Genomic DNA, 20,510 nt, shown 5'->3' with positions numbered 1-20,510 from the left:
CTACCCGCGATAGCGTAGTGCATCGACGACAAGGGCAAATGCCGGCGACGCATGCCGGCGGCTCGGATAATAGAGATGATAGCCGGGAAACGGCGGGCACCAGTCCTCCAGCACACGCACCAGCCGCCCATCGGCAAAATGCGCCTGCACGGCATCCTCCGGCAGATATGCCAGCCCCAACCCTGCCAGCACTGCGTTCAGCCGCAGCGCGATATTGTTGAAGACCAACTGTCCCTCGACCCGAACCCTGAGCGCGTGCCCGTCCTTCTCGAACTCCCAGGCATAGACGCCGCCATAGGTCGGCAGGCGCAGATTGATGCAATTGTGATCGGTCAGCTCCTGCGGCGTCAGCGGCGTCGCCCTGTTGTCGAAATAGGCGGGAGCGCCGACCACGGCCATGCTCATATCGGGGCCGATGCGCACCGCGATCATGTCTTTCGCGACTTGTTCTCCCAGCCGCACCCCCGCATCGTAACGTTCCGCCACGATGTCGGTCAGTCCGTAGTCGACAATGATCTCGACATGGATATCGGGATAATTAGGCAGAAGTTTTTCGAGGGCAGGCCAGAGAACCGCATTGGCCGCATGTTCGCCGGCATTGATGCGGATTGTGCCTGCCGGCTTCTCGCGGAACGCGCTCAAGGCAGCGAGCTCGCTCTCGATCTCATCGAGCCGTGGACCGATGGAGGCGAGCAGGCGTTCGCCCGCCTCCGTCGGCGAGACGCTGCGCGTCGTCCGTGTTAGCAATCGCAGCCCAAGCCGCTCCTCAAGCCCGCGAATGGTGTGGCTGAGCGCCGACTGCGAAACACCGAGCTTGCCCGCCGCCTTGGTAAAGCTCTGGGCGCGCGCAACGGCGAGGAAGGCGATCAGGTCGTTCACGGCAGGGCGCGGCATTTATGAAACTTTCTCATGGGTCCATGCCGTTTATAGCATCTAATCGCCATCCGGCCCACGCGTTAAATACTTTGCATCCCAGGCGGACGCCCGGCCGGCCCACCGGCCTGTCCACTCCAGATGTTGAAAGGAACGTGAGATGGACATCAAACGAAGCGGTTCGCAGCCTTCGGCCAAGGGACCGGCCGACTGGTTTACCGGCAGCGTGCGCGTCGACCCGCTGTTTGCAGTGACCAGCCCCGCCCGCACCGCCGGCGCCAGCGTCACTTTCGAACCCGGCGCCCGCACCGCCTGGCACACCCATCCGCTCGGCCAGACGCTGATCGTCACCTCCGGCTGCGGCCGCGTGCAGCGGGAAGGCGGCCTCATCGAAGAGATCCGTGCCGGCGACGTCGTCTGGTTCTCACCGGGTGAACGCCATTGGCACGGCGCATCGCCGACGACCGCGATGACCCATATCGCCATCCAGGAACAGCTCGACGGCAAGGTGGTCGACTGGATGGAGCAGGTCACCGACGCGCAATATCAAGATTAAGAAAGGAAACGGCTATGCAGAAGCGCGAACTCGGAAACAGCGGACTTCAAGTCTCGGCCATCGGTCTCGGCTGCATGGGATTGAGTTATGGTTATGGCCCAGCGACAGATATCCAGCAGGCGACCGCGCTGATCCGGCAGGCTGTCGAACGCGGCGTGACCTTCTTCGACACGGCCGAGGCCTATGGCCCCTATAAAAACGAAGAGCTTCTGGGAGAGGCGCTCGCCCCCTTCCGAAGCGAGGTCGTGATCGCCACGAAATTTGGTTTCAACTTCGATGCCAATGGCGGCCAGAGCGGCATGAACAGCCGTCCGGAGCAGATCCGCGCGGTGGCCGACCAGGCGCTGAAGCGCCTGAAGACCGACGTCATCGATCTGTTCTATCAGCATCGCGTCGATCCCGATGTCCCGATCGAGGATGTCGCGGGCACTGTCAAGATGCTGATTTCAGAAGGCAAGGTCCGGCATTTCGGTCTCTCTGAAGCCGGCGCCCAGACGATCCGCCGTGCCCATGCCGTCCAGCCGGTAACGGCGCTACAGAGCGAATATTCGCTGTGGTGGCGCGAACCCGAGCAGGAAATCCTGCCGACGCTCGAAGAACTCGGCATCGGTTTCGTTCCATTCAGCCCGCTGGGCAAGGGTTTCCTCACCGGCTCCATCAACGAGACGACCACCTTCGATAGCAAGGATTTCCGCAACGTCGTGCCGCGTTTTTCTCAAGAGGCGCGCAAAGCCAACCAAGCGCTCGTCGATCTTCTCGCCGAGATCGCCGCGCACAAAAAGGCCAGCCCCGCCCAGGTGGCTCTCGCCTGGCTCCTGGCGCAAAAACCCTGGATCGTGCCGATCCCCGGCACCACCAAGCTGCATCGCCTCCAGGAAAACATCCAGGCCGCCGGGGTCGAACTGACGGCGGACGATCTTGTCAGCATCGAACGCGCGCTCGCCACGATCAAGGTGGAAGGCGATCGTTATCCCGCCCATCTGCAGGCAAGGGTCAACCGCTGAGAAGCGATGTCATTCGCCGGATTTCAACACCGTAAGAGAAACAGCCAACCACCCTTTTCGTCATGCTCGGGATTGTCCCGAGCATCTGCAGCCGGTCAATAGGTAGCAGATCCTCGGCACAAGGCCGAGGATGACGAAGAGTAACGAGCGAAGATAACAAACTGAAAGCAACTGCTGTTATTTGTGACCGCTTCTTCACCAATCGCATCATCGTCTCGGCGCCGGCGCATTCTCCTGGAAAGCCGGTATCGCCTCAAGCCTTGCGACAATCTCTGCGATATGCGGCCATTGGGCGAGGTCGAAGCCCATCCGCCGGGCGCTGATTGCCTGCGGGAAGAGAAAAATATCGGCAACTCCGGGCCGATCTCCGACCGCGAAGGTCCCCTGTCTGCGGCCGGCGATCATCTTCTCCACGGCGGCCATTCCCTCGCCGACCCAATGACGGCTCCAGGCGGCAATCGCATCGGCGTCGGCCTGGAACGCCGATTTGAGATGGAGGCCGATCCGCGGCGGCAACAGCGCATGGATCTCGGCTGCGATCGCCAGCGCGATCGACCGCGCCAGCGCCCTGCCCTCCGCCGTGTCGGGCAGCAGCGGCGGTTGCGGCTGAAGCTCGTCGAGATATTCGATGATCGCCAGCGATTGGGTGATGAGGACACCGTTATCCGTCAGCAAGGCCGGCACCAGCCCCTGCGGGTTGACGCTGCGATATCCGGCCTGCCGGCTCTCTGCCTCTTCGCCAAGGATGGTCACCGGCAGCGCTTCCGCCGTCAGTCCCTTCAGGGCGAGCGCGATCCGGACTCTCGATGTCGCCGAGGAAATTTCATTCTGATAGAGTTTCACAGTCTTTCTCCCTGGTGGCCTGAAAGGGAAACCGCGGATGCCGCCGTCACCAGGCCCGTGAGCGGCGATGGCTCCTGCGAGCTTATGTCGTAGATGCAGGGCGCGGCGAAGACCACCGCTCCCAGAATGCAGATGATCATCAATCTCATCAAATCCTCCAATCGGCGAGGCCCGATCGGCCTCGTCCCGTTTGCTTTCGGCTCCTCTGCCCGCCGCCGCCAATAGCCTTTTGGCGGGCAATCGATCCGTCAGGCAATGGTCAATTCGACATGGATATTGCCGCGCGTCGCCTTCGAATAGGGGCAAGTCCGGTGCGCCTCATCCACCAATGCCTTCGCGACGTCCACTTCGATACCAGGCAGGCTGACCTTGAGGCGGGCCTGCAGGAAATAGTCGCCCTCGGTCGCCCCGAGATCGACCTCGGCATTCACGGCGGTCTCTGCCGGAAGCCTGACCTTCAGCTTGCCCGCAGCAATGCCGATCGCGCCGATGAAGCAGGCCGACCAACCGGCTGCGAAAAGCTGTTCGGGATTGGTGCCGGGCCGCGCGCTGCCGGGCGGCGAGAGCTTGATATCGAGCTGACCGTCGTCGCTCTGCGACGCGCCGTCGCGCCCACCGGTGGTGCGGGTCTTGCCGGTATAGAGAACCTTGTCGAACTTGGTCATGGGAACACTCCTGTTTGCGTCGCTTTACGCGAGTGGTCGCTACTCGCGACCGGGTTGACGGAGTGTGGTTTGACCGGCCGATATATCCGCCATGTTTCAGGAATCGGTCGAAATGTCACAAAACGTAGCATCCGCTGTCCACGACATCTTCCCGTACAAAACCGTCGAAAAACTTCCGCCGGCTGCAGTCATCACCGGAGGGTGACTTCCGCTGCCAACCCGCCGCCGGCGCGATTGTAGAGCGTCAGCGATCCGCCGATCTTCGCCGTTAGTTGCTGGGCGATCGCAAGACCGAGACCGGTGCCGCCGGTCTCCCGGTTGCGGGATTGCTCCAGCCGGAAGAAAGGCTGCATGGCGGCTTCGAGCATATCGTTGGGAATGCCGGGACCGCGATCCAGTACGGTGATGACGATTTCGTTCTCAGTGCTGCGCCCGACGCTGATCTCGGCGGCCCCGGCAAACTTCAACGCATTGTCGATGAAGTTCGACAGGATGCGGCGAAGGGCGTGCGGCTTGGTGAAGGCGGCGCCCTGAACCAGGCCGACGACCGTCACCGCCTTTCCGGTGTCCTGATAGTCGTAGGCGATGCTGTCGATGAACGAGGCGAGATCGATGCGGGCATTCTTCTCGCCGCTGCCGTGAGCGCTGCGCGCATAGGCAATACCGTCCTGGACAAGGCGCTGGATCTCGCCGAGATCGTGCACCAGCTTGTCCTTCTCAGGCGAATCCTCCGCCATGTCGGCGCGCAGCCGCATGCGGGTGATCGGCGTCTGCAGGTCATGCGCGATGGCCGCCAATATCTGCACCCGCTCTTCGAGGTAATGGGCGATCCTCTCCCGCATCGCGTTGAAGGCGCGTGCTGCGTACGCTACCTCGCTCGGCCCCGCTTCGCTCAAGGCCGGGCCATCCTTATTGGGATCGAGAGCATCGGCGGCAGCGGCCAGCTCGCCGAGCGGCCGGATCGCCTGGCGGACTGCAAACCACGTACAGAGGATGAGCAGCGCCATCTGGACGGCGAAGACATAGGGCAGCCATGCGGCGATCGGCATGACACCCTTGGGCGTGACGTCGATCGTCAGCGGGCTTCCGTCGCTCAGCGTCAGATGCGCCTGCAACCGGTTGACCTCGCCCGGAATCCGTTCGATCCGGATCGGAAAGCGATGCCCGATCGCCTCCTCTATCTTGCCTGCGATCTCCGCCCCCTTGCTTGATGTATCCGGCACGCCCGGAAGCCCGGGTCCGAGCACGAAGCGGTAGTTGCCGCGGCCGAGCCGATCCAGCAGATCGCCGCGTTCGCCGGGGGGAAGTCGGTCGAGAACAGCAATCGAGGTCGCAACATCGTTCTCCAGCGTGCCGAGCATCACGGCTTTGGCCGACATGGTGCGCTCCATATAGAGCACGCTGAACGACAGCCCGTAGGCAAGAGCGAGACCGATCAGCAGGATGAGGAAGATCCGTGATCGCAACGTGCTCGGCCACATCGAGCCCGAAATCAAAGGGATCGCCGCCCTCATTGACGCGGCTCCGAGATTTCCACCGGAACCGAAAACACATAACCTTCACTGCGCACCGTCTTGATGTAGATCGGTTCGCGTGCATCGTCGCCGAGCCGCTGCCGCAGGCGGCTGACAAGCAGATCGATCGAACGATCGAACAGATCGGCGTCGCGGCCCTGCGTCAGGCTGAGAAGCTGGTCGCGATTGAGGACCCGCTGCGGATGATCGATGAAGACGCGAAGCAGACGGTATTCGGCGCCGCTGAGCGCAATCGCCGTTCCTTCCTTGTCGAGAAGATGCCGGCCGACCGTATCGAGCCGCCAGTCGCCGAAGCTCAGCAGTTGCCCCGCCTCGCTGATCTGCAGGTTGGGCGGCAGCATCCGCGTCCGTCGCAGCACCGCCTTGATGCGGGCAAGCAGTTCGCGCGCGGCAAAGGGCTTGGCAAGATAGTCGTCGGCGCCCATTTCCAGCCCGAGAACCCTGTCCATCTCGTCGGTGCGCGCCGTCAGCATCAGGATCGGGATCGCCTTGTGCCGCCCGGCCCGCAGTTCGCGGCAGAGCACCAGCCCGTCGTCGCCGGGCATCATCACGTCGAGCACGATCAGGTCGACAGCATTGCCTTCGAGAAAGCTGCGCATCTGCCGCCCGTCTGCGGCCACACTTGTCCTCAGGCCATTCTTCTGCAGATAGCCGGATACCAGCTCGCGGATTTCACGATCGTCGTCGACGACCAGAATGTGATCGACATGATCCATTTTTCCCTATCCTTACCGATGCAAGCGGCCGCGCCCTCCGCCTCGATGATCGAGGCGGCTGACGCGACCTACGCATATTGCGCTGGCCGGAGCAACGAGTGAACGGCGGCGTCGATCAAAAGCGGTCGACGTCGATGACCGCCTGGGCGAAGGCCTGCGGGGCTTCCTGGGGCAGGTTGTGGCCGATGCCGCCGGCGATCGTGCGATGCTCGTATTTGCCGGAAAACTTTCCGGCATAGGCAGAAGGCTGCGGATGCGGCGCGCCGTTTGCATCCCCCTCCATGGTGATCGTCGGCACCGAAATCGTCGGCAGTGCGGCAAGCCTCGTCTCGTAGTCATCATACTTGGCCTCGCCTTCGACAAGCCCGAGGCGCCAGCGGTAATTGTGAATGACGATTTCGACATGGTCGGGATTGTCGAAGGCGGCGGCCGATCTGTCGAAGGTCGCATCGTCGAAATTCCACTTCGGCGACGCGGTCTGCCAGATGAGCTTTGCGAAATCATGGGTGTTGCTTTCGTAACCCTCACGACCACGCTCGGTTGCAAAATAAAACTGGTACCACCATGCAAGTTCGGCCTTCGGGGGCAGCGGCTTCTTGTTGGCCTCCTGGCTGCCGATCAGGTAGCCGCTCACCGACACCATCGCCTTGCAGCGCTCCGGCCACAATGCCGCCATAATGTTGGCGGTCCGCCCACCCCAGTCATAGCCGGCAACCACCGCCTTCTCGATATCGAGCGCATCGAGCAGCGCAATCATATCGGCAGCCAGCGCCGCCGGCTGGCCGTTGCGCGCTGTTGCCTGGTCCAGAAACCTTGTCGTGCCGTACCCGCGCAGATAAGGCACGATCACCCTGTAGCCTGCCGAGGCCAGCAGCGGCGCGACGTCGACAAAACTATAGATGTCGTAAGGCCAGCCGTGCAGCAGCAGCACGACCGGGCCATCCGCCTTGCCCGCCTCGGCATAACCGATATCAAGCACCCCGGCATTCACCTGCTTCAGGGCTTCGAAGGACGTGTTGGTTCCGGCCTTCACCGCAGGTAGGGATACGGCGGGCGACTGCGCGGCGGCCGTTCCGGCCACGCCGAATTCGACCGCCGCAAGGGCGACTGCCGTCATGCCGAAGAAACGGCGGCGGTGATGGTTGATTTGCTCTGACATCGGTCTCTCCTGTCGAATGTTCATGCTCTCAAAAGACATTCCGCTTGTATCACCGGTATGTCGCAAGCCGCCGGCTTTTGAAAGCTGATGTAGTTTCCGGCCGCCGCGATACAATCTGATACAATCGCAGCCTCCGGGTAAAGCATGCAGCGGCGACGACCGGTCGCCGCGACGTCAGTTTGTGTCGCTCTGTATCGCCATCACCTGTCGGCAACACTTCGGTACATTTCCCCGCAAAACCGGACACATCCGGGATACCTCCGCCCGGCCATATCGCAGCCGTTGCTGGTTCAGGCCCATCGCCGTCCAGAGCCCGATCAATCGGTTTCAAAGGAAACGATGATGACACTTCTGATCATTGCCTATCTCGGAGGCGCGCTGACGATCCTCAGCCCGTGCATCCTCCCCGTCCTCCCTTTCGTCTTCGCCCGTGCCGGACAGCCTTTCGTCAGGAGCACGCTGCCGATGCTGGCCGGCATGGCCACCACCTTCGCGCTGGTCGCCACGCTGGCGGCCGTCGGCGGCAGCTGGGCCATCCGCGCCAATGAATATGGCCGCCTGGCCGCGATCGTCCTACTGGCGCTCTTTGGCGCAAGTCTGCTGTCGCCGCGTTTTGCCAGCACCCTTGCCCGGCCGATCGTCGATCTCGGCAACAATCTGGTGAATGCCAGCCGCAGTGGCCGCACCGCGCCGACGGTGAAGAGCGCCCTCCTCCTCGGCGTCGCCACCGGTCTGCTTTGGGCGCCTTGCGCCGGCCCGATCCTCGGCCTTGTTCTGACCGGCGCCGCCTTGCAGGGCGCCAACCTGCAAACGACCTTCCTGCTGGCAGCCTATGCCGCCGGCGCCGCAAGCTCGCTTGCCGTCGCCCTGCTTGTCGGCGGCAAGATATTCGCTGCCATGAAGCGTTCGCTCGGCGTCGGCGACCGGATTCGCCAAGTGCTCGGCGCTGCGGTACTCGCTGGCGTCGCCGTCATCGCCTTTGGCCTCGACACCAGCCTGCTGGCGCGGCTGTCCTATGCCAGCACCGCATCGCTGGAACAGGCCGTGCTCGACAGGCTGCATGCAAAGCCGTTTGGTGCAGCCTCCGAAGTGGCGAGCAACGACGTGACGATCCCTGCTGCCGATGTGAAGAAGCCCTTCCGCAGCGATCTGCCGGTCGAAGGTCATGCACCGTCGTTCGGCGGCGCGGTCGAATGGCTGAATTCCGAGCCTCTGACCACCGAACAGCTGCGGGGCAAAGTCGTGCTCGTCGATTTTTGGACCTATTCCTGCATCAATTGCATTCGTACCATCCCCTATGTCAGGGCCTGGGCGGAAAAATATGTGGACCAGGGCCTCGTGGTGATCGGCGTCCATGCCCCGGAATTTGCCTTCGAGAAGAAGATCGACAACGTCAAGAAGGCGGTCGCCGACTTCAAGATCGGCTATCCCGTCGCCATCGACAATGACTACAAGATCTGGCGCGCCTTCGAAAACAGCTACTGGCCCGCCGCCTATCTGATCGATGCCAAGGGTCAGATCCGCTACCACCATTTCGGCGAAGGCAATTATGGCACGACCGAGAAGGCCATTCAGGACCTGTTGCGCGAGGCCGGCAGCCAGACGGCGGCAAGCGCTGCGGTCGCGCCGGATGCCACGGGCGCGGAAGCAGGTCCTGACCTTGGCAATATCCGCTCCGGCGAAACCTATATCGGCTACGCACAGGCAGCAAATTTCGCCTCTCCGGAAGGGCTGCAGGCCGACGCCGCACAAAATTATTCGATCGCCGAACCCGGCCTCAACGGCTGGGGCCTGTCCGGAACCTGGACTGTCGGCAAAGATCAGGCGACGCTTGATCAGCCGGGCGGCGGCATTGCCTATCGTTTCAGCGCCCGCGACCTGCATCTCGTACTAGGGCCCGGCGCCGACGCCAAACCGATCCGCTTCCAGGTGACGGTCGACGGCAAGGCGCCGGGAGCGGACCACGGCTCCGACATCGATGCCGAAGGCAACGGCGTGGTGAGCGCGACCAAGCTTTACCAACTTGTCCGCCAGTCCGGCCCCGTCGTCGCCCGCAACTTCGAGATCCGTTTCCTCGACCCCGGCGTCCAGGCCTACGCCTTCACCTTCGGCTGAATCCGGAACGTAACATCACCCAAGGAGTAACACCCATGAATAGACGCCTCATTTTCACGGCCGCCCTTGCTTTCGCCACCACCGGCATCGCCTTCGCGGCGGAAGCTGCCGCGGTCAAGAACATCGTGATCGTCCACGGCGCGCTCGCCGACGGTTCGGGATGGCGCAAGGCGACCGAGATTCTCGAAAAACGCGGCTTCAACGTCACCATCGTCCAGGAGCCGATCACCTCGCTCGAAGACGATGTGGCGGCGACGAAGCGGGTTCTCGACCTGCAGGAGGGACCGAGCCTGCTTGTCGGTCACAGCTATGGCGGCATGGTCATCACGCAAGCTGGCAACGATCCCAGTGTCGCAGGCCTCGTCTATGTCGCAGCGTTCCAGCCCGACAAGGGTGAAAGCCTGCTGAGCCTCGCCAGTTCGAAGCCCGCCGGCAGCATGGATATAAGGGAAACCAAGGACGGCAAATATCTCTATCTCGATCCGGGTGCCTTTGCTGCGGATTTCGCAGCCGACCTTCCGCAAGCCGAGGCTGATTTCATGGCCAGGGCGCAGGTCTTCGCCGCCAAGCAGGCCTTCTCCGCCAAGGTCTCAGACCCGGCATGGCGCACGAAACCGAGTTGGTCGATCGTCGCCACGCAGGATCGCTCTATCAATCCCGAGCTGGAGCGCGACATGGCAAAACGCGCCGGCAGCGATGTGACCGAGATCAAAGCAAGCCACGCCGTCTTCGCATCCCAGCCGGAGAAGGTCGCCGACACCATCGAAAAGGCTGCCAGGAAAGCCGGCGAGTAAAACCGGCAGGATGGCAGCAGCTTCCCTTGCCCGGTCCGCCGAGGAGAAAAAAGACAGACAACTGAATGCCCCTCTCCGGTTCTGGAGAGGGGCAACAGCATTTACTTGGCAGCGACAGGCCGAACCAGCGCCGTGACGCGGCGGATGGTCACGCGGCGGTTTTCCTGTTCAGGGTCTGTTGTGTTGACCTTCAGATATTGTTCGCCGTAACCCTGGGTCGCCAGGTTCTCCGGCGGGATGCCGTAAACGTCGGAGAGTACGTTGGCGACCGATTCCGCCCGTTGGTCGGAGAGGATGAGGTTGCTCTGGTCGGAGCCGACCGCATCGGTATGACCTTCGATCAGGAAGGTCTCGCTCGGATCCCTCTTGAGCACCTGGCTGATTGCGTCGGCGACCTTGCGCAACGTCCGCGCCTGGGTCATCGGGATATCGGCACTGCCGGTCGCGAAGGTGATCGTGTCGAGGTCGATGCGGCGCACCTTGTCACGGATACGCGCCGAATATTTCACCTCGTCGAGCGAATAGACACGCTCGACCGGCTCGACCGGCGGCTCGCTCAGGAACTCGTAATAGTCCCGATTCGGATCGCTGCGGGTGTCGATGATATAGTCGTCGAGCGGCACACGCAGCCGCATCGGCGGCAGGTCGGCGCCCGGATCCTCGAAATAATCGCGGTCCGGATCGTCATAGAGTTCCTGGGAGTAGTAGAGCACATTCTCGCGTCCCCGGGCATCGACACGCGACCGCTGGATGATGTCGCCATAGCGGTTGCGGATCGTCACGATGCGATAGCCTTCCGGCCGTGTGATCGTCTCGCGGTAGCGATCACCAGACAGCTCCTCGTAGTTCGGCCGTTCGCCGTCACGCAGGAACCGCCTGTCGTCGTCGCTACGCACGATGACCTGGTTATTGTATTGAATGATCACGCGGTTTTGGTCGCTGCGGTCGTCGATGCGCGCGCCATCAGGACGGATGAATTGCGGCCGCTCGTCGAGCCTCGTGCCCTTCTCGCGGGTCACCGCCTCGATCTTGACGGAGGGCTGCGCCACGCCGCCAGTGGCGGCTTGCGCTTCGGCATCCGAGGTCGGCACCTTGAAGTCCTTGCTGTCGGCGCGCTGCTTGTCGCGATCGCGGCGGCCTTCCCGGCCCTTGCTGCGGTCGGCATCCTTGTCGCTGTCGAGCACGGCCGCGCCGTTCTCGACCGGCAGCACGACGGTTTCGTTGCTTTTGGCTGGGTCCGCGGCGATCTTCTTGCGGCGCTCCAGCTCTTCGGGCGAAGCCTTTTCCGGCGCCGGAATGGCCTGCTTAACCTGCTGGCCGCCGCTGGCATCCGGCAGCGGCTGGGCAGTGCCGGTCGCGGGCGCGGCCGGCTGCTCGCCGGCGGGCTGTTCACCGGCAGGCTTGGCTGCGGTGCCGTCCTTCGGCTTTTCGGCGGGTGCGGCCTCCGGAGCCGCCGCCTTGTCTTCGGGCGCTTTCACTTCGCCAGGCTTGTCTCCAGGCGCTTTCTCTTGGCCCGCCTTGTCTGCATTCGACTTGTCTGCGGGCGCAGCCGTCTCGCCCTTTGTCGGCTTCTTCTCGGCCGGCGCCTCGGCGGCAGGTTTTGCCTCCGGCTTGACTTCGGGTTTGGCTTGTTCCTCGGTCGGCGTCACAGCTTCGGGCGCAGCCGTCTCGGCCTTGCCCTTGGCTTTATCTTTGCCTTGGCCCTTGTCCTGTCCTTTAGCCCGCTTGCCGCCGTCCGGCTTGGCTTCCGGCTGCGCCTGCTCCGTCTCCGGCTGCACTTCCTTTGCGGCCGGCTGCTGTTCGGGCTGCGGTTGAGCCTCCGGCTCGGCCTGCTTCTTCGGCTTCTTCGGCTTTTCCTGCGTTACCGGCTGCTCCTGCTGCGGCTCGGCCTCCGGTTTTGCCTCGGGCTGGGCTTCCTGCTTGGACTTTCGCTCTGGCTTGCTTTCGGCCTGCGGCGCGGGCTCTGCCTTCGGCGCGGCTTCGGCCTTCGGCGGTTCCGGCTGTGCCTTGGGTTCGGGCGCCGGCGCCTCCTTCCGCTCAGCCTTCGGCTTTTCGGCCGGCGCCTCCTTCGGTTGCTCGGCGGCCGGCGCCTGTTCGGCCGGAGCTTGCTCCTTCTGTTTGTGCTTCTTCTTCAGCAATTCCTCTTCGGAAGGCGCGTCCTGCGCCACCTCGAAGCTGCCTTGTTCGACTTGCCGCACGGCTGGCGCCTGCGGCGCGACGTCGCGCACGGCAGCCATTGCCGATGCCGGCTGGAACGCCAGCGAAAGGGTAAGCAACGGAAAAGCCGCGCTTGCGAACAATCTTGATTTCATGCCCATCGGGTTTCCTCGATCCTGGTTGAGCTTCTTAAAGGCCGATAGGCCCCGGTTCCGCCCCTAGCTTTGCATTGAGGCGAAACGGCGGAATGGCAATCGCCGAACCGCCGATTTGTTCCGGTTCTAGGAAGCCGCGGATTAACCTCGCGTGAATGTTGCAGTCTGCCGGCGTTCATCTCGCCTGCTATTTGCACCGCCCAATTGCGATGGGATTTGTGTTGCAATTCCATCAAAAAAAGTCTGATTATCGCCGCAAGGCGGTCTAGGTACCGTTGAATTGCGGCCGTCAGCCCACGAGAAAAACAGCGGCGGCTACCAACAGAGAGGATCCTCATGCATATCTCCACCCGTATTTTCGCGGCAGCCTCGATCGCGGCGATGTCCCTTTTCGCTGGCTCGGCCATGGCCGATGGCGAAAAGTATGTGATCGGCACCGATTCGACCTATCCGCCCTTCGAGTTCGTCGATGCCAGCGGCACGATCCAGGGCTTCGACATCGACATCACCAAGGCGCTCTGCGCTGAGATGAAGGCTGAATGCTCCTTCGTCAGCACCGACTGGGACGGCATCATCCCGGCGCTCAACGCCAAGAAGTTCGACATGATCGTTTCCTCCATGTCGATCACCCCGGAGCGTCTGAAGCTCGTCGATTTCTCCAACAAGTACTACAACACCCCGCCAGCCATCGCCGTGCCGAAGGATTCGACGATTACTGACGTTGCCGGGCTCAAGGGCAAGGTGATCGGCGCGCAGACCTCCACGACGCACGCCAACTATGCCGAGAAGCATCTGGCCGACACCGAACTGAAGCTCTACCCCACCGCTGACGAATACAAGCTCGACGTCTCCAGCGGCCGTGTCGACGCCGTCATCGACGACGTCGTGGTTCTCTCCGAATGGGTCAAATCCGACGCCGGCGCCTGCTGCAAGATCTTGACGACTCTGCCGGTCGACAAGGAAATCAACGGCAACGGCGCCGGCATTGCCATCCGCAAGGGCGATCCGCTCAAGGAAAAACTGAACACGGCGATCGCTGCGATCCGCGCCAGCGGTGAGTACAAGAAGATCCAGGACAAGTACTTCGACTTCGACGTTTACGGCGAATAAGAAATTCGCTATCTGGCCAATCAAGGTAATGGCGGAAGGCTTGCTCTTCCGCCATTTTTGTTTGACAAAGATAGCAAGATCAAAACGGCAAAAGCCGTGAGGGGAATTATCGCATGGGCGGATTATTTTCCGCGCTCGGCTCCTTCTGGAGCTCACTTGTGCACATTTTCGATCCGTTATGCGGACCCGTTGGCATCTTCACCTGGCTAGGTCAGTCGACGATTCTTGCCTGTGGCGATACCGGCTGGGGCGACGAGATCGCGCTTGGCCTGCAGGTGACCGTTTCGGTGGCAATCGTCACCCTACCGATCGGCCTCGTCATCGGCTTCCTAGTGGCGCTCGGCCAGCAGTCGGAAGAAAAATCGCTTCGGCTGGCGGCCGGCATCTACACGACGATCTTCCGAGGCCTGCCGGAGCTTCTGACGCTCTTCATCATCTATTACGGCATGCAGATGCTGATCCAGTCTCTGCTGACCTTCGTCGGTTATGACGGGCCGCCGGTCGAGATCAACGCCTTCCTCGCCGGCGTCATCGCGCTTTCGGTGGTCTTCTCCGCCTACTGTTCGGAAGTATTGCTCTCAGCCTTTCGCGCCATTCCCAAGGGGCAGTATGAGGCAGGCGATGCGCTTGGACTGCATAGCGGTCGCACGCTGCGCCTGATCATCCTGCCGCAGCTCGTGCGCATCGCGCTGCCGGGCCTGACGAACCTCTGGATGGTGCTCCTGAAGGACACCTCCTACGTCTCAATCATCAGTCTTGCCGATATCCTGCGCCAGACAAGTGTCGCCGTGCGCGTGACCAAAGAACCCTTCTTCTTCTATGGCCTGGCCTGCTGTCTCTATCTGGTGCTCGCCATTCTCTCCTCCTTTCTGCTCGTCTATGTCGAGCGGTGGGCCAGACGTTCGGAGATCCGCCGATGAGCTACGCCGAAACGCTGATCCCGCCGCAGCCCGCACCTCGCGAAGTGATGAAGCCGATGACGCCGGCGCGTATGGCCGGCTATATTTTTGTCGCCGTCTGGGCAGTATTCGGCGCGCTGCTGGTGATCTCCGTCGTCAACGGCTGGGATCCGGAAAAATTCACCCGCTACGGACCGCGCTATCTCCACGGTCTCGGGGTCACACTCAGCCTCGTTTTCATTTCCGTGATCTGCGGCGCAGTTCTGTCGCTGCCGCTTGCCGCAGCGCGCATGTCGAAGAACCGGTTGCTGAATGCGCTCGCCTACGGCTACATCTATTTCTTCCGCGGCACGCCGCTGCTTGCCCAGTTGTTCCTGGTTTATTACGGCCTCGGCGTTTTCCGGCCGCAGCTTGAAACCGTCGGTATCTGGTGGTTCTTCCGCGAAGCTTGGTATTGCGGCCTTTTTGCCATGACCATCAATACCGCGGCCTACCAGGCGGAAATCCTGCGCGGCGCCATCGAAAGCGTATCGCATGGCCAGCACGAGGCGGCCGCGGCCCTCGGCATCCACCGGTTCATCGCTTTCCGCAAGATCATTCTGCCGCAGGCTCTCATCGTCGCACTCCGCCCTTATGGCAACGAAATCATCCTGCTGATCAAGGGCTCGGCGGTCGTCGCCATCATCACCGTGCTCGACCTGATGGGCGAAACCCGCTACGCCTTCTCCCGCACCTTTGACTACCAGACCTATCTCTGGGCAGCGATCTTCTACCTCGTCATCGTCGAGGCGCTGCGCCATCTCTGGGCTTGGATCGAACGCCGCTTGACCCGGCATCTCAAGCGCTGATGCATGCCGCCCGAAGGTGTCTCACGGTTTTCAGACAACAGCGTGCATCAATGAGAACCGACGTGGCAGCACTCCCCACTATATGCTGCTAATCTATTGATATTAAAAATCAATTGTCCTTTTATGAAGTATCTGTAAAGCTTCCGTTAACCACTCGCATGTTTCCATATCACGTAGCGCTAATAAGCGCGCGAGTGGGAACGAGAAGAAGTGAACACGATGCACAAGGACATGGAAAAACAACTGAAGGGCTATGGTCTGACGACCGCCCAGATCCTCTACCACCTGCCGGATCATCCGGCGATCCTACAGACTTATGTCTGGCAGGATTATGATCTCGCCCCCGATTTTCCTGAAATGCGCGGCTTTCTGAAATTTTGGGAAGAAAAGCTCGACGGACCGCTGCATTCGGTGCGCTATGTCCACCGCAAGCTGATCTCGCCAACCGAGTGGCGGGCGCTGAAAGGAGAGTTCATCCTGCACTGATCCGGCCCCTACCCACCATCAGACATGTGCCTCGCCATGGCCGAATTCACCTTGGTCACGGACCGGGCGGAGCGCAAAGCAGAGGATGCTGAGGTAGAAGACGATGACGATGATGATGACCGCAAGGCCGGGAATAGGCCCCAGCACCGCATTATCGATGACATAGGTCCAGGACTGCGCCTGTAGCGCCGGCATGCCCTCCGTTTGCAATTTCGGCGTCGAGATCTTCAGGCACCAGGCGAGAAACAGGATAGAATACATCCAACCATAGTTCCGTTTGAGCCGGCGGTGCATCGCGTCCCAGTAGCTGAGCAGGAAACGCGGCTTGCGCAGGCTGCTGGCGATCACCGAGGCCCATTCTCTGCCGACCCCCGCCTCCGGCGCCAAAATCTGCGCGAAATAGCAGCGCTCGATCTGGCGAATGCGGGCTCGGTAGATGTCGAAGAAGCGGTAGCGCCGCGCTTCGATGATCAGAAGCAGCGTCACCAGCATCATCCCGAACAGCAGCACGCCGTGATGCGAGGTCGGCGTCGACAGCGACACCGAAAGCAGCGCCGCGACCACGGTGATCGCCCAGTTGGACGTTCGGTCGATACGGTCGCGCCAACTCGTCATCCGCCCGAGTTCACCGCGGTAATAATGGCTAAGCGTGTTGGTGATCTCGCCTGGCGTGCCAGGCAGCAGCAATGCCCGTGCAGCCTCCCCTTCAGGTAGCAATGACGGCCGTTCTTGCTCCGATTTCATCGGTATTCCTCCCTTCGTCTTCTTTGCGCCCATTCTGCGCTCGCAGCAGCGCCATTGCAAAACTTCGAAAGCCGCCTTAGACGCATGCCTGAAACAAAAGGACGATGGACCGCGATGGCAAAGAAGATCGACGAAGAAGCCCTTGGCGAGGCCTATAACCGCGCTCTGGCGCTGGAAAAGGCCGGCGATGTCGACGCGGCGGTGGCAGCCTATGAGGAAGTCCTGGCAATCGATCCCGACGATCACGGCGGTGCCGCCGTGCGCATCGCCGCCATGGGCCGCGGCGAAACTCCTGCCAGGGCGCCTGACGCCTATGTCGAAACCCTGTTCGACCAGCATGCCGAGGTTTTCGAGGACGTACTTGTCGAGCAGCTCGGCTATCACGTGCCGATGCTGGTGCGCCAGCGCCTGCAGGCGCTGAAGCTCGGACCGTTCAAGCGGCTGCTCGATCTCGGCTGCGGCACGGGCCTGACCGGCGGCGCACTGCGCGACCTCTGCGCCGACATGACCGGCATCGACCTATCGGAGAAGATGGTCGAGATTGCCCATGAGAAGGATCTCTACGAAACCCTCTTCGTCGCCGAGGTCGAAGATTTCCTCGACGACAACGACGAGGACGCCTTCGACATCATCACAGCCACCGACGTACTGCCCTATCTCGGCGCACTCGAACCGCTGTTCTTCGGCGCCGCCGAGAACCTGACGTCGGGCGGCCTGTTCATCTTCTCCTCGGAAACCGTGCCGGACGCCACTCTCGCTGGCCGCGCCTACATGGTCGGTCCGCATCAGCGCTTCGCCCATGCCGACGCCTATGTGAAAGAACGCCTGGCGGCCACCGGTTTCGAACTCGTCGAGATATCGGATATCAACGTGCGCATGGAAGACGGCCAGCCGACACCCGGCCATTTGGTGGTCGCAAGATATATTGGCTGATGGCGATACTTGCGCGATTGGCAAACTATCTGTTGTGCTATGCCGGCCGACCTGATACTTAGTCGAACGGTAAAGTTTATCACAACAGGAAAGGTCGCCGCATGTCGCTCGTGTTCTATGGGCATCCGCTCGCCTCCTTCTGCCACAAGGTGCTGATCGCGCTTTACGAAAACGGCACACCCTTCGAAAATCGTCTCGTCGATCTGTCCGACGAGAGCTCGCGTTCCGATCTCTTCCGCTTCTGGCCGATCGGCAAGATGCCGCTGCTGCGGGACGAGGCGCGCGACAGCACCATTCCCGAGACGTCGATCATCATCGAATATCTCGAGCACTACTATCCTGGCCCCGTTCGCCTGCTGCCGCTTGAGATCGACCGGGCGCTGCAGGTCCGCCTCTGGGATCGATTCTTCGACCATTATGTCCAGGCGCCGATGCAGGCGCTCGTCAGCAATCGCCGGCGCCCCGAGGGCACGGCTGATGAAATCGAGGTGACCGCCGCCAAGGCGACACTCGCCACTGCCTATGCGATGATCGAAAAGCAGCTCGCCGACAAACAATGGATAGCGGGCGACGGCTTCACCATGGCCGATTGCGCCGCAGCCCCGTCGCTCTTCTATGCCGAGACGCTGGTTCCGTTTTCAGCGGAGCAGCCGAACCTTCGCGCCTATTACGATCGGCTGCTGACGCGCCCCTCCTTTGCACGGGCACTGGACGAGGCCCGCCCCTACTTCAAGTTCTACCCCTATAAAGAGCGGTTGCCCGCCCGCTTCCGGGATGCCGCTGGATGATCGAAAGCCAGGCCGATCTCGACCGCATGTTCCACGCGCTATCCGACCGCAGCCGGCGCGGCATGATCGATCGCCTCGGCCGTGGCCCGGCTTCGGTCACCGAGCTGGCCGCGCCGCTCGCGGTGGCCTTGCCGACGGTAATGAAACATCTGCAGGTGCTGGAGCATAGTGGCCTCGTGCTCTCGGAGAAATCCGGCCGGGTTCGAACCTACCGCCTGCAGCAGGATGCGCTTGCCACCGTCGAGCGCTGGGTGGAACAGCGAAAGAGCCGCTGGACGACTACCTTCGATAGGCTGGATCAATTTCTCGCCGAAGAACCGGAGAGCTTTTCCGAATGACGACACGATCTGCCGAACATGCCACCCTCGTCATCGAGCGCCGCCTGAAAGCACCGGTCGGCCGTGTCTTCCGCGCCTGGTCGACGCTGGAGGCAAAGCGTCAATGGTTCGCCTGCCACGGCGAATGGGTTCCGCTGGATTACAGGCTCGATTTCCGTCCCGGCGGTACCGAGCGAAACCATGTCGCCGATACGGACGGGCTCCTGCACGCTTTTGACGCCCATTACATCGATATCGTGCCTGACACCCGTATCATCTATGCCTATGAGATGAAGCTCGGCGAAAGGCGCATCTCCGCCTCGCTCGCCACAATCACCTTCGAAGCTGAACCCCACGGCACGAAAATGGTCTTCACCGAGCAGGTAGTCTTCCTCGACGGCTACGCCGACAACGGCGCCCGCCTCCAGGGCACGGAGATCGGCCTCGACAATCTCGAACTCTTTCTCGAGCGCGAGGCGAACCCGATCCATTAAAGCGCGTCGCGATCTTTCAGATTCGCTCTTCGCGTTTTAGGTCTTTGTTTTTACGCTGTCGCTATCGCTAAACTGCTGCACACTTTTGCGCGAAATGCTTTAGCGAAACCTCATGTTCCGCTTGATTTCTTCCGCGACACGGCAGTCTTTGATAACGTGTTCAGCGCTGCGGCGGCACGAACGAGCGCCTTCAGCGCCTCCTCGTCGATCGTGTCGCCTTGATGGAAATCGATGGCGCGCCGGGTGTTGCCTTCGAGGCTGGAGTTGAACAGTCCCGTGGGATCCTCCAGCGAGGCGCCCTTGGCGAAGGTCAGTTTCACCACGCTCTTGTAAGTTTCGCCGGTGCAGATGATCCCGGCGCGCTCCCATACCGGAACTCCTCGCCACTTCCATTCCTCAAGCACCTCGGGCACGGCCTGCTTGATCAGCATTCGGACCTGGGCAAGCTTCTCGCCCCGCCAGTCTCCCAGTTCCTCGATCCTCGCATCGATCAACTGAGAGGGGGACGTTTCCTCGCTTGCTTCCCCGGAATCGCTTTTCTTCATGGTTGCTGACGCTTTCTTCATGGTTCCTCCCACCCGTCGTTCGAGTGCTATTTGTTTACATCCGTTCGCCGGGCAAGCGGCTGGCCTGCTCCACCCAGGCGGCAAGCTGGGCTTCGTCGATTTCGTCCTCCTCGCGGATATCGAGGTAGCGCACTTCCTTCTGCTTGGAATGGCCGGGCGGCAGAGGATGCAGCGACGTACCCCGGAAAAAGGCCACCTTGACGTATTTGGCGAAGCAGTGAACGCTGAGAAACCAGCCCCGCTCTTCGATGCCATAGAGAGGCGAGTTCCATTTGACCGCCTTGTTCACACCCGGCACAGTGTGCGTGATCAGCGCGTCGAGACGGCGTCCGACGGCGCTTTTCCAGTCCGGAATGGCAGCGATATAGGCCTGCACAGGAGCATCGCCATAACCCTTGGCGATCTGCGGGTTGCCTCCCGAGAGGAGCTTCGGCTCCGCCGCAGCCGGCTGAGTGGCTGTCTTCTTTCTGATCTTCGCTGCGGTATTGGAAGTCTTGCCGGCCATTGCCTTCACTCCTACCTGCCGCGCCATCTGGCAGCATAAGGCAGCATGAACAGGTAAAGACCGGTCAGCAATGGCAGGCCAAGCGGCAGCAGCGCCAAGAGGCCTACCCAGACGATCGATTTCTCCTGGACCATCGCGACGATATTGAGAATGACCGCCATGGTAAAGGCAACGGACAGCCAGCGGTGGGTCTGCCGCAACCAGTTGTTCCATTTCAATGGCACCTCCCGCGTTTAAGATCAGCCCCG

23 protein-coding genes and 1 pseudogene are annotated in these 20,510 nt (G+C 61.7%); 12 read left to right on the top strand and 12 right to left on the bottom strand.

The features are described from left to right. The gene (locus HJB89_RS29425) at positions 1-894 is read right to left on the bottom strand and encodes a LysR family transcriptional regulator (RefSeq protein ID WP_221150876.1); all 894 of its coding nucleotides are present in this window, start codon (positions 892-894) and stop codon (positions 1-3) included. 139 nt (positions 895-1,033) lie between these two features. On the opposite strand from HJB89_RS29425, the gene HJB89_RS29420 reads away from it, so the two are divergent. Together HJB89_RS29420 and HJB89_RS29415 are read left to right on the top strand one after the other, a co-directional pair. Continuing rightward, positions 1,034-1,429, top strand: coding sequence for a cupin domain-containing protein (locus HJB89_RS29420; protein ID WP_207580730.1), 396 nt, complete (start codon positions 1,034-1,036; stop codon positions 1,427-1,429). A 14-nt stretch (positions 1,430-1,443) separates the two neighbouring features. Then, entirely contained in the window at positions 1,444-2,433 is a 990-nt protein-coding gene (locus tag HJB89_RS29415) for an aldo/keto reductase (RefSeq protein WP_221142318.1), read from the top strand. Between the two features lie 207 nt (positions 2,434-2,640). Here HJB89_RS29415 and maiA read toward each other — a convergent pair whose 3' ends face one another. The 6 genes from maiA to HJB89_RS29385 form a co-directional block, all read right to left on the bottom strand. Continuing rightward, positions 2,641-3,276, bottom strand: a complete 636-nt coding sequence (gene maiA / locus HJB89_RS29410) for a maleylacetoacetate isomerase (RefSeq protein ID WP_207580732.1) — start codon at positions 3,274-3,276, stop codon at positions 2,641-2,643. After that, positions 3,273-3,425: a hypothetical protein gene (locus HJB89_RS29405; protein WP_207580733.1), complete on the bottom strand. Its 153-nt coding sequence runs from the start codon at positions 3,423-3,425 to the stop codon at positions 3,273-3,275. The genes maiA and HJB89_RS29405 overlap by 4 nt, the downstream gene beginning before the upstream one ends. Positions 3,426-3,524: 99 nt before the next feature. Continuing rightward, the gene (locus tag HJB89_RS29400) at positions 3,525-3,941 is read right to left on the bottom strand and encodes an organic hydroperoxide resistance protein (RefSeq protein WP_207580734.1); all 417 of its coding nucleotides are present in this window, start codon (positions 3,939-3,941) and stop codon (positions 3,525-3,527) included. Positions 3,942-4,132: 191 nt separating this feature from the next. Beyond that, entirely contained in the window at positions 4,133-5,455 is a 1,323-nt protein-coding gene (locus HJB89_RS29395; RefSeq protein ID WP_221117148.1) for a HAMP domain-containing sensor histidine kinase, read from the bottom strand. Continuing rightward, positions 5,452-6,192: a response regulator gene (locus HJB89_RS29390; protein ID WP_207580735.1), complete on the bottom strand. Its 741-nt coding sequence runs from the start codon at positions 6,190-6,192 to the stop codon at positions 5,452-5,454. Before HJB89_RS29390 ends, HJB89_RS29395 begins: the two co-directional genes overlap by 4 nt. Before the next feature lie 115 nt (positions 6,193-6,307). Further along, the gene (locus HJB89_RS29385) at positions 6,308-7,351 is read right to left on the bottom strand and encodes an alpha/beta fold hydrolase (protein ID WP_207580736.1); all 1,044 of its coding nucleotides are present in this window, start codon (positions 7,349-7,351) and stop codon (positions 6,308-6,310) included. A 342-nt stretch (positions 7,352-7,693) separates the two neighbouring features. On the opposite strand from HJB89_RS29385, the gene HJB89_RS29380 reads away from it, so the two are divergent. After that, the gene (locus HJB89_RS29380; protein WP_207580737.1) at positions 7,694-9,466 is read left to right on the top strand and encodes a cytochrome c biogenesis protein DipZ; all 1,773 of its coding nucleotides are present in this window, start codon (positions 7,694-7,696) and stop codon (positions 9,464-9,466) included. A 35-nt stretch (positions 9,467-9,501) separates the two neighbouring features. Further along, positions 9,502-10,260, top strand: coding sequence for an alpha/beta hydrolase (locus HJB89_RS29375; protein WP_207580738.1), 759 nt, complete (start codon positions 9,502-9,504; stop codon positions 10,258-10,260). 101 nt (positions 10,261-10,361) lie between these two features. Here HJB89_RS29375 and HJB89_RS29370 read toward each other — a convergent pair whose 3' ends face one another. Continuing rightward, the gene (locus HJB89_RS29370) at positions 10,362-12,578 is read right to left on the bottom strand and encodes an OmpA family protein (protein WP_221117150.1); all 2,217 of its coding nucleotides are present in this window, start codon (positions 12,576-12,578) and stop codon (positions 10,362-10,364) included. Between the two features lie 330 nt (positions 12,579-12,908). On the opposite strand from HJB89_RS29370, the gene HJB89_RS29365 reads away from it, so the two are divergent. From HJB89_RS29365 to HJB89_RS29350, 4 genes are all read left to right on the top strand, one after another. Then, complete coding sequence (locus HJB89_RS29365) at positions 12,909-13,682, top strand: transporter substrate-binding domain-containing protein (RefSeq protein WP_207580740.1); 774 nt, start codon at positions 12,909-12,911, stop codon at positions 13,680-13,682. Between the two features lie 113 nt (positions 13,683-13,795). Next, complete coding sequence (locus tag HJB89_RS29360; protein WP_207580741.1) at positions 13,796-14,602, top strand: ABC transporter permease; 807 nt, start codon at positions 13,796-13,798, stop codon at positions 14,600-14,602. Then, the gene (locus tag HJB89_RS29355) at positions 14,599-15,429 is read left to right on the top strand and encodes an ABC transporter permease (protein WP_207580742.1); all 831 of its coding nucleotides are present in this window, start codon (positions 14,599-14,601) and stop codon (positions 15,427-15,429) included. The genes HJB89_RS29360 and HJB89_RS29355 overlap by 4 nt, the downstream gene beginning before the upstream one ends. A 219-nt stretch (positions 15,430-15,648) precedes the next feature. Next, entirely contained in the window at positions 15,649-15,915 is a 267-nt protein-coding gene (locus HJB89_RS29350) for an usg protein (protein ID WP_164015171.1), read from the top strand. Positions 15,916-15,933: 18 nt separating this feature from the next. Here HJB89_RS29350 and HJB89_RS29345 read toward each other — a convergent pair whose 3' ends face one another. Continuing rightward, entirely contained in the window at positions 15,934-16,659 is a 726-nt protein-coding gene (locus tag HJB89_RS29345) for a DUF2270 domain-containing protein (RefSeq protein WP_207580743.1), read from the bottom strand. Positions 16,660-16,773: 114 nt separating this feature from the next. Between HJB89_RS29345 and HJB89_RS29340 the strand changes: the two genes are divergently transcribed. From HJB89_RS29340 to HJB89_RS29325, 4 genes are all read left to right on the top strand, one after another. Beyond that, positions 16,774-17,592, top strand: a complete 819-nt coding sequence (locus HJB89_RS29340) for a class I SAM-dependent methyltransferase (RefSeq protein WP_207580744.1) — start codon at positions 16,774-16,776, stop codon at positions 17,590-17,592. 101 nt (positions 17,593-17,693) lie between these two features. Beyond that, positions 17,694-18,380 (top strand): glutathione S-transferase family protein, encoded by a 687-nt coding sequence (locus tag HJB89_RS29335; protein ID WP_207580745.1) that lies wholly within the window; start codon positions 17,694-17,696, stop codon positions 18,378-18,380. Continuing rightward, positions 18,377-18,718 carry a helix-turn-helix transcriptional regulator gene (locus HJB89_RS29330; protein WP_007629523.1) on the top strand — a complete coding sequence of 114 codons (342 nt, stop codon included), beginning with the start codon at positions 18,377-18,379 and terminating at the stop codon, positions 18,716-18,718. The genes HJB89_RS29335 and HJB89_RS29330 overlap by 4 nt, the downstream gene beginning before the upstream one ends. Beyond that, a complete protein-coding gene (locus tag HJB89_RS29325; protein ID WP_207580746.1) occupies positions 18,715-19,191 on the top strand; it encodes an SRPBCC family protein in 477 nt (158 codons plus the stop codon). The genes HJB89_RS29330 and HJB89_RS29325 overlap by 4 nt, the downstream gene beginning before the upstream one ends. Before the next feature lie 110 nt (positions 19,192-19,301). Here the strand turns inward: HJB89_RS29325 and HJB89_RS29320 are convergent, their stop codons facing one another. The 3 genes and pseudogenes from HJB89_RS29320 to HJB89_RS29310 form a co-directional block, all read right to left on the bottom strand. Next, positions 19,302-19,757 carry a DUF1801 domain-containing protein gene (locus HJB89_RS29320; protein ID WP_207580747.1) on the bottom strand — a complete coding sequence of 152 codons (456 nt, stop codon included), beginning with the start codon at positions 19,755-19,757 and terminating at the stop codon, positions 19,302-19,304. A gap of 34 nt (positions 19,758-19,791) precedes the next feature. Continuing rightward, positions 19,792-20,262, bottom strand: coding sequence for a DUF1801 domain-containing protein (locus HJB89_RS29315; RefSeq protein WP_221117153.1), 471 nt, complete (start codon positions 20,260-20,262; stop codon positions 19,792-19,794). A gap of 1 nt (position 20,263) precedes the next feature. Further along, positions 20,264-20,480: pseudogene (locus HJB89_RS29310) on the bottom strand (hypothetical protein); the annotation flags it as partial. Between the last annotated feature and the right edge of the window lie 30 nt (positions 20,481-20,510).

It is taken from the genome of Rhizobium sp. NZLR8, from assembly GCF_019685025.1.
Lineage (GTDB): Bacteria > Pseudomonadota > Alphaproteobacteria > Rhizobiales > Rhizobiaceae > Rhizobium.
The sequence above is the reverse complement of the archived record's forward strand: the minus strand, read 5'-3'. Positions and strand labels throughout refer to the sequence as shown.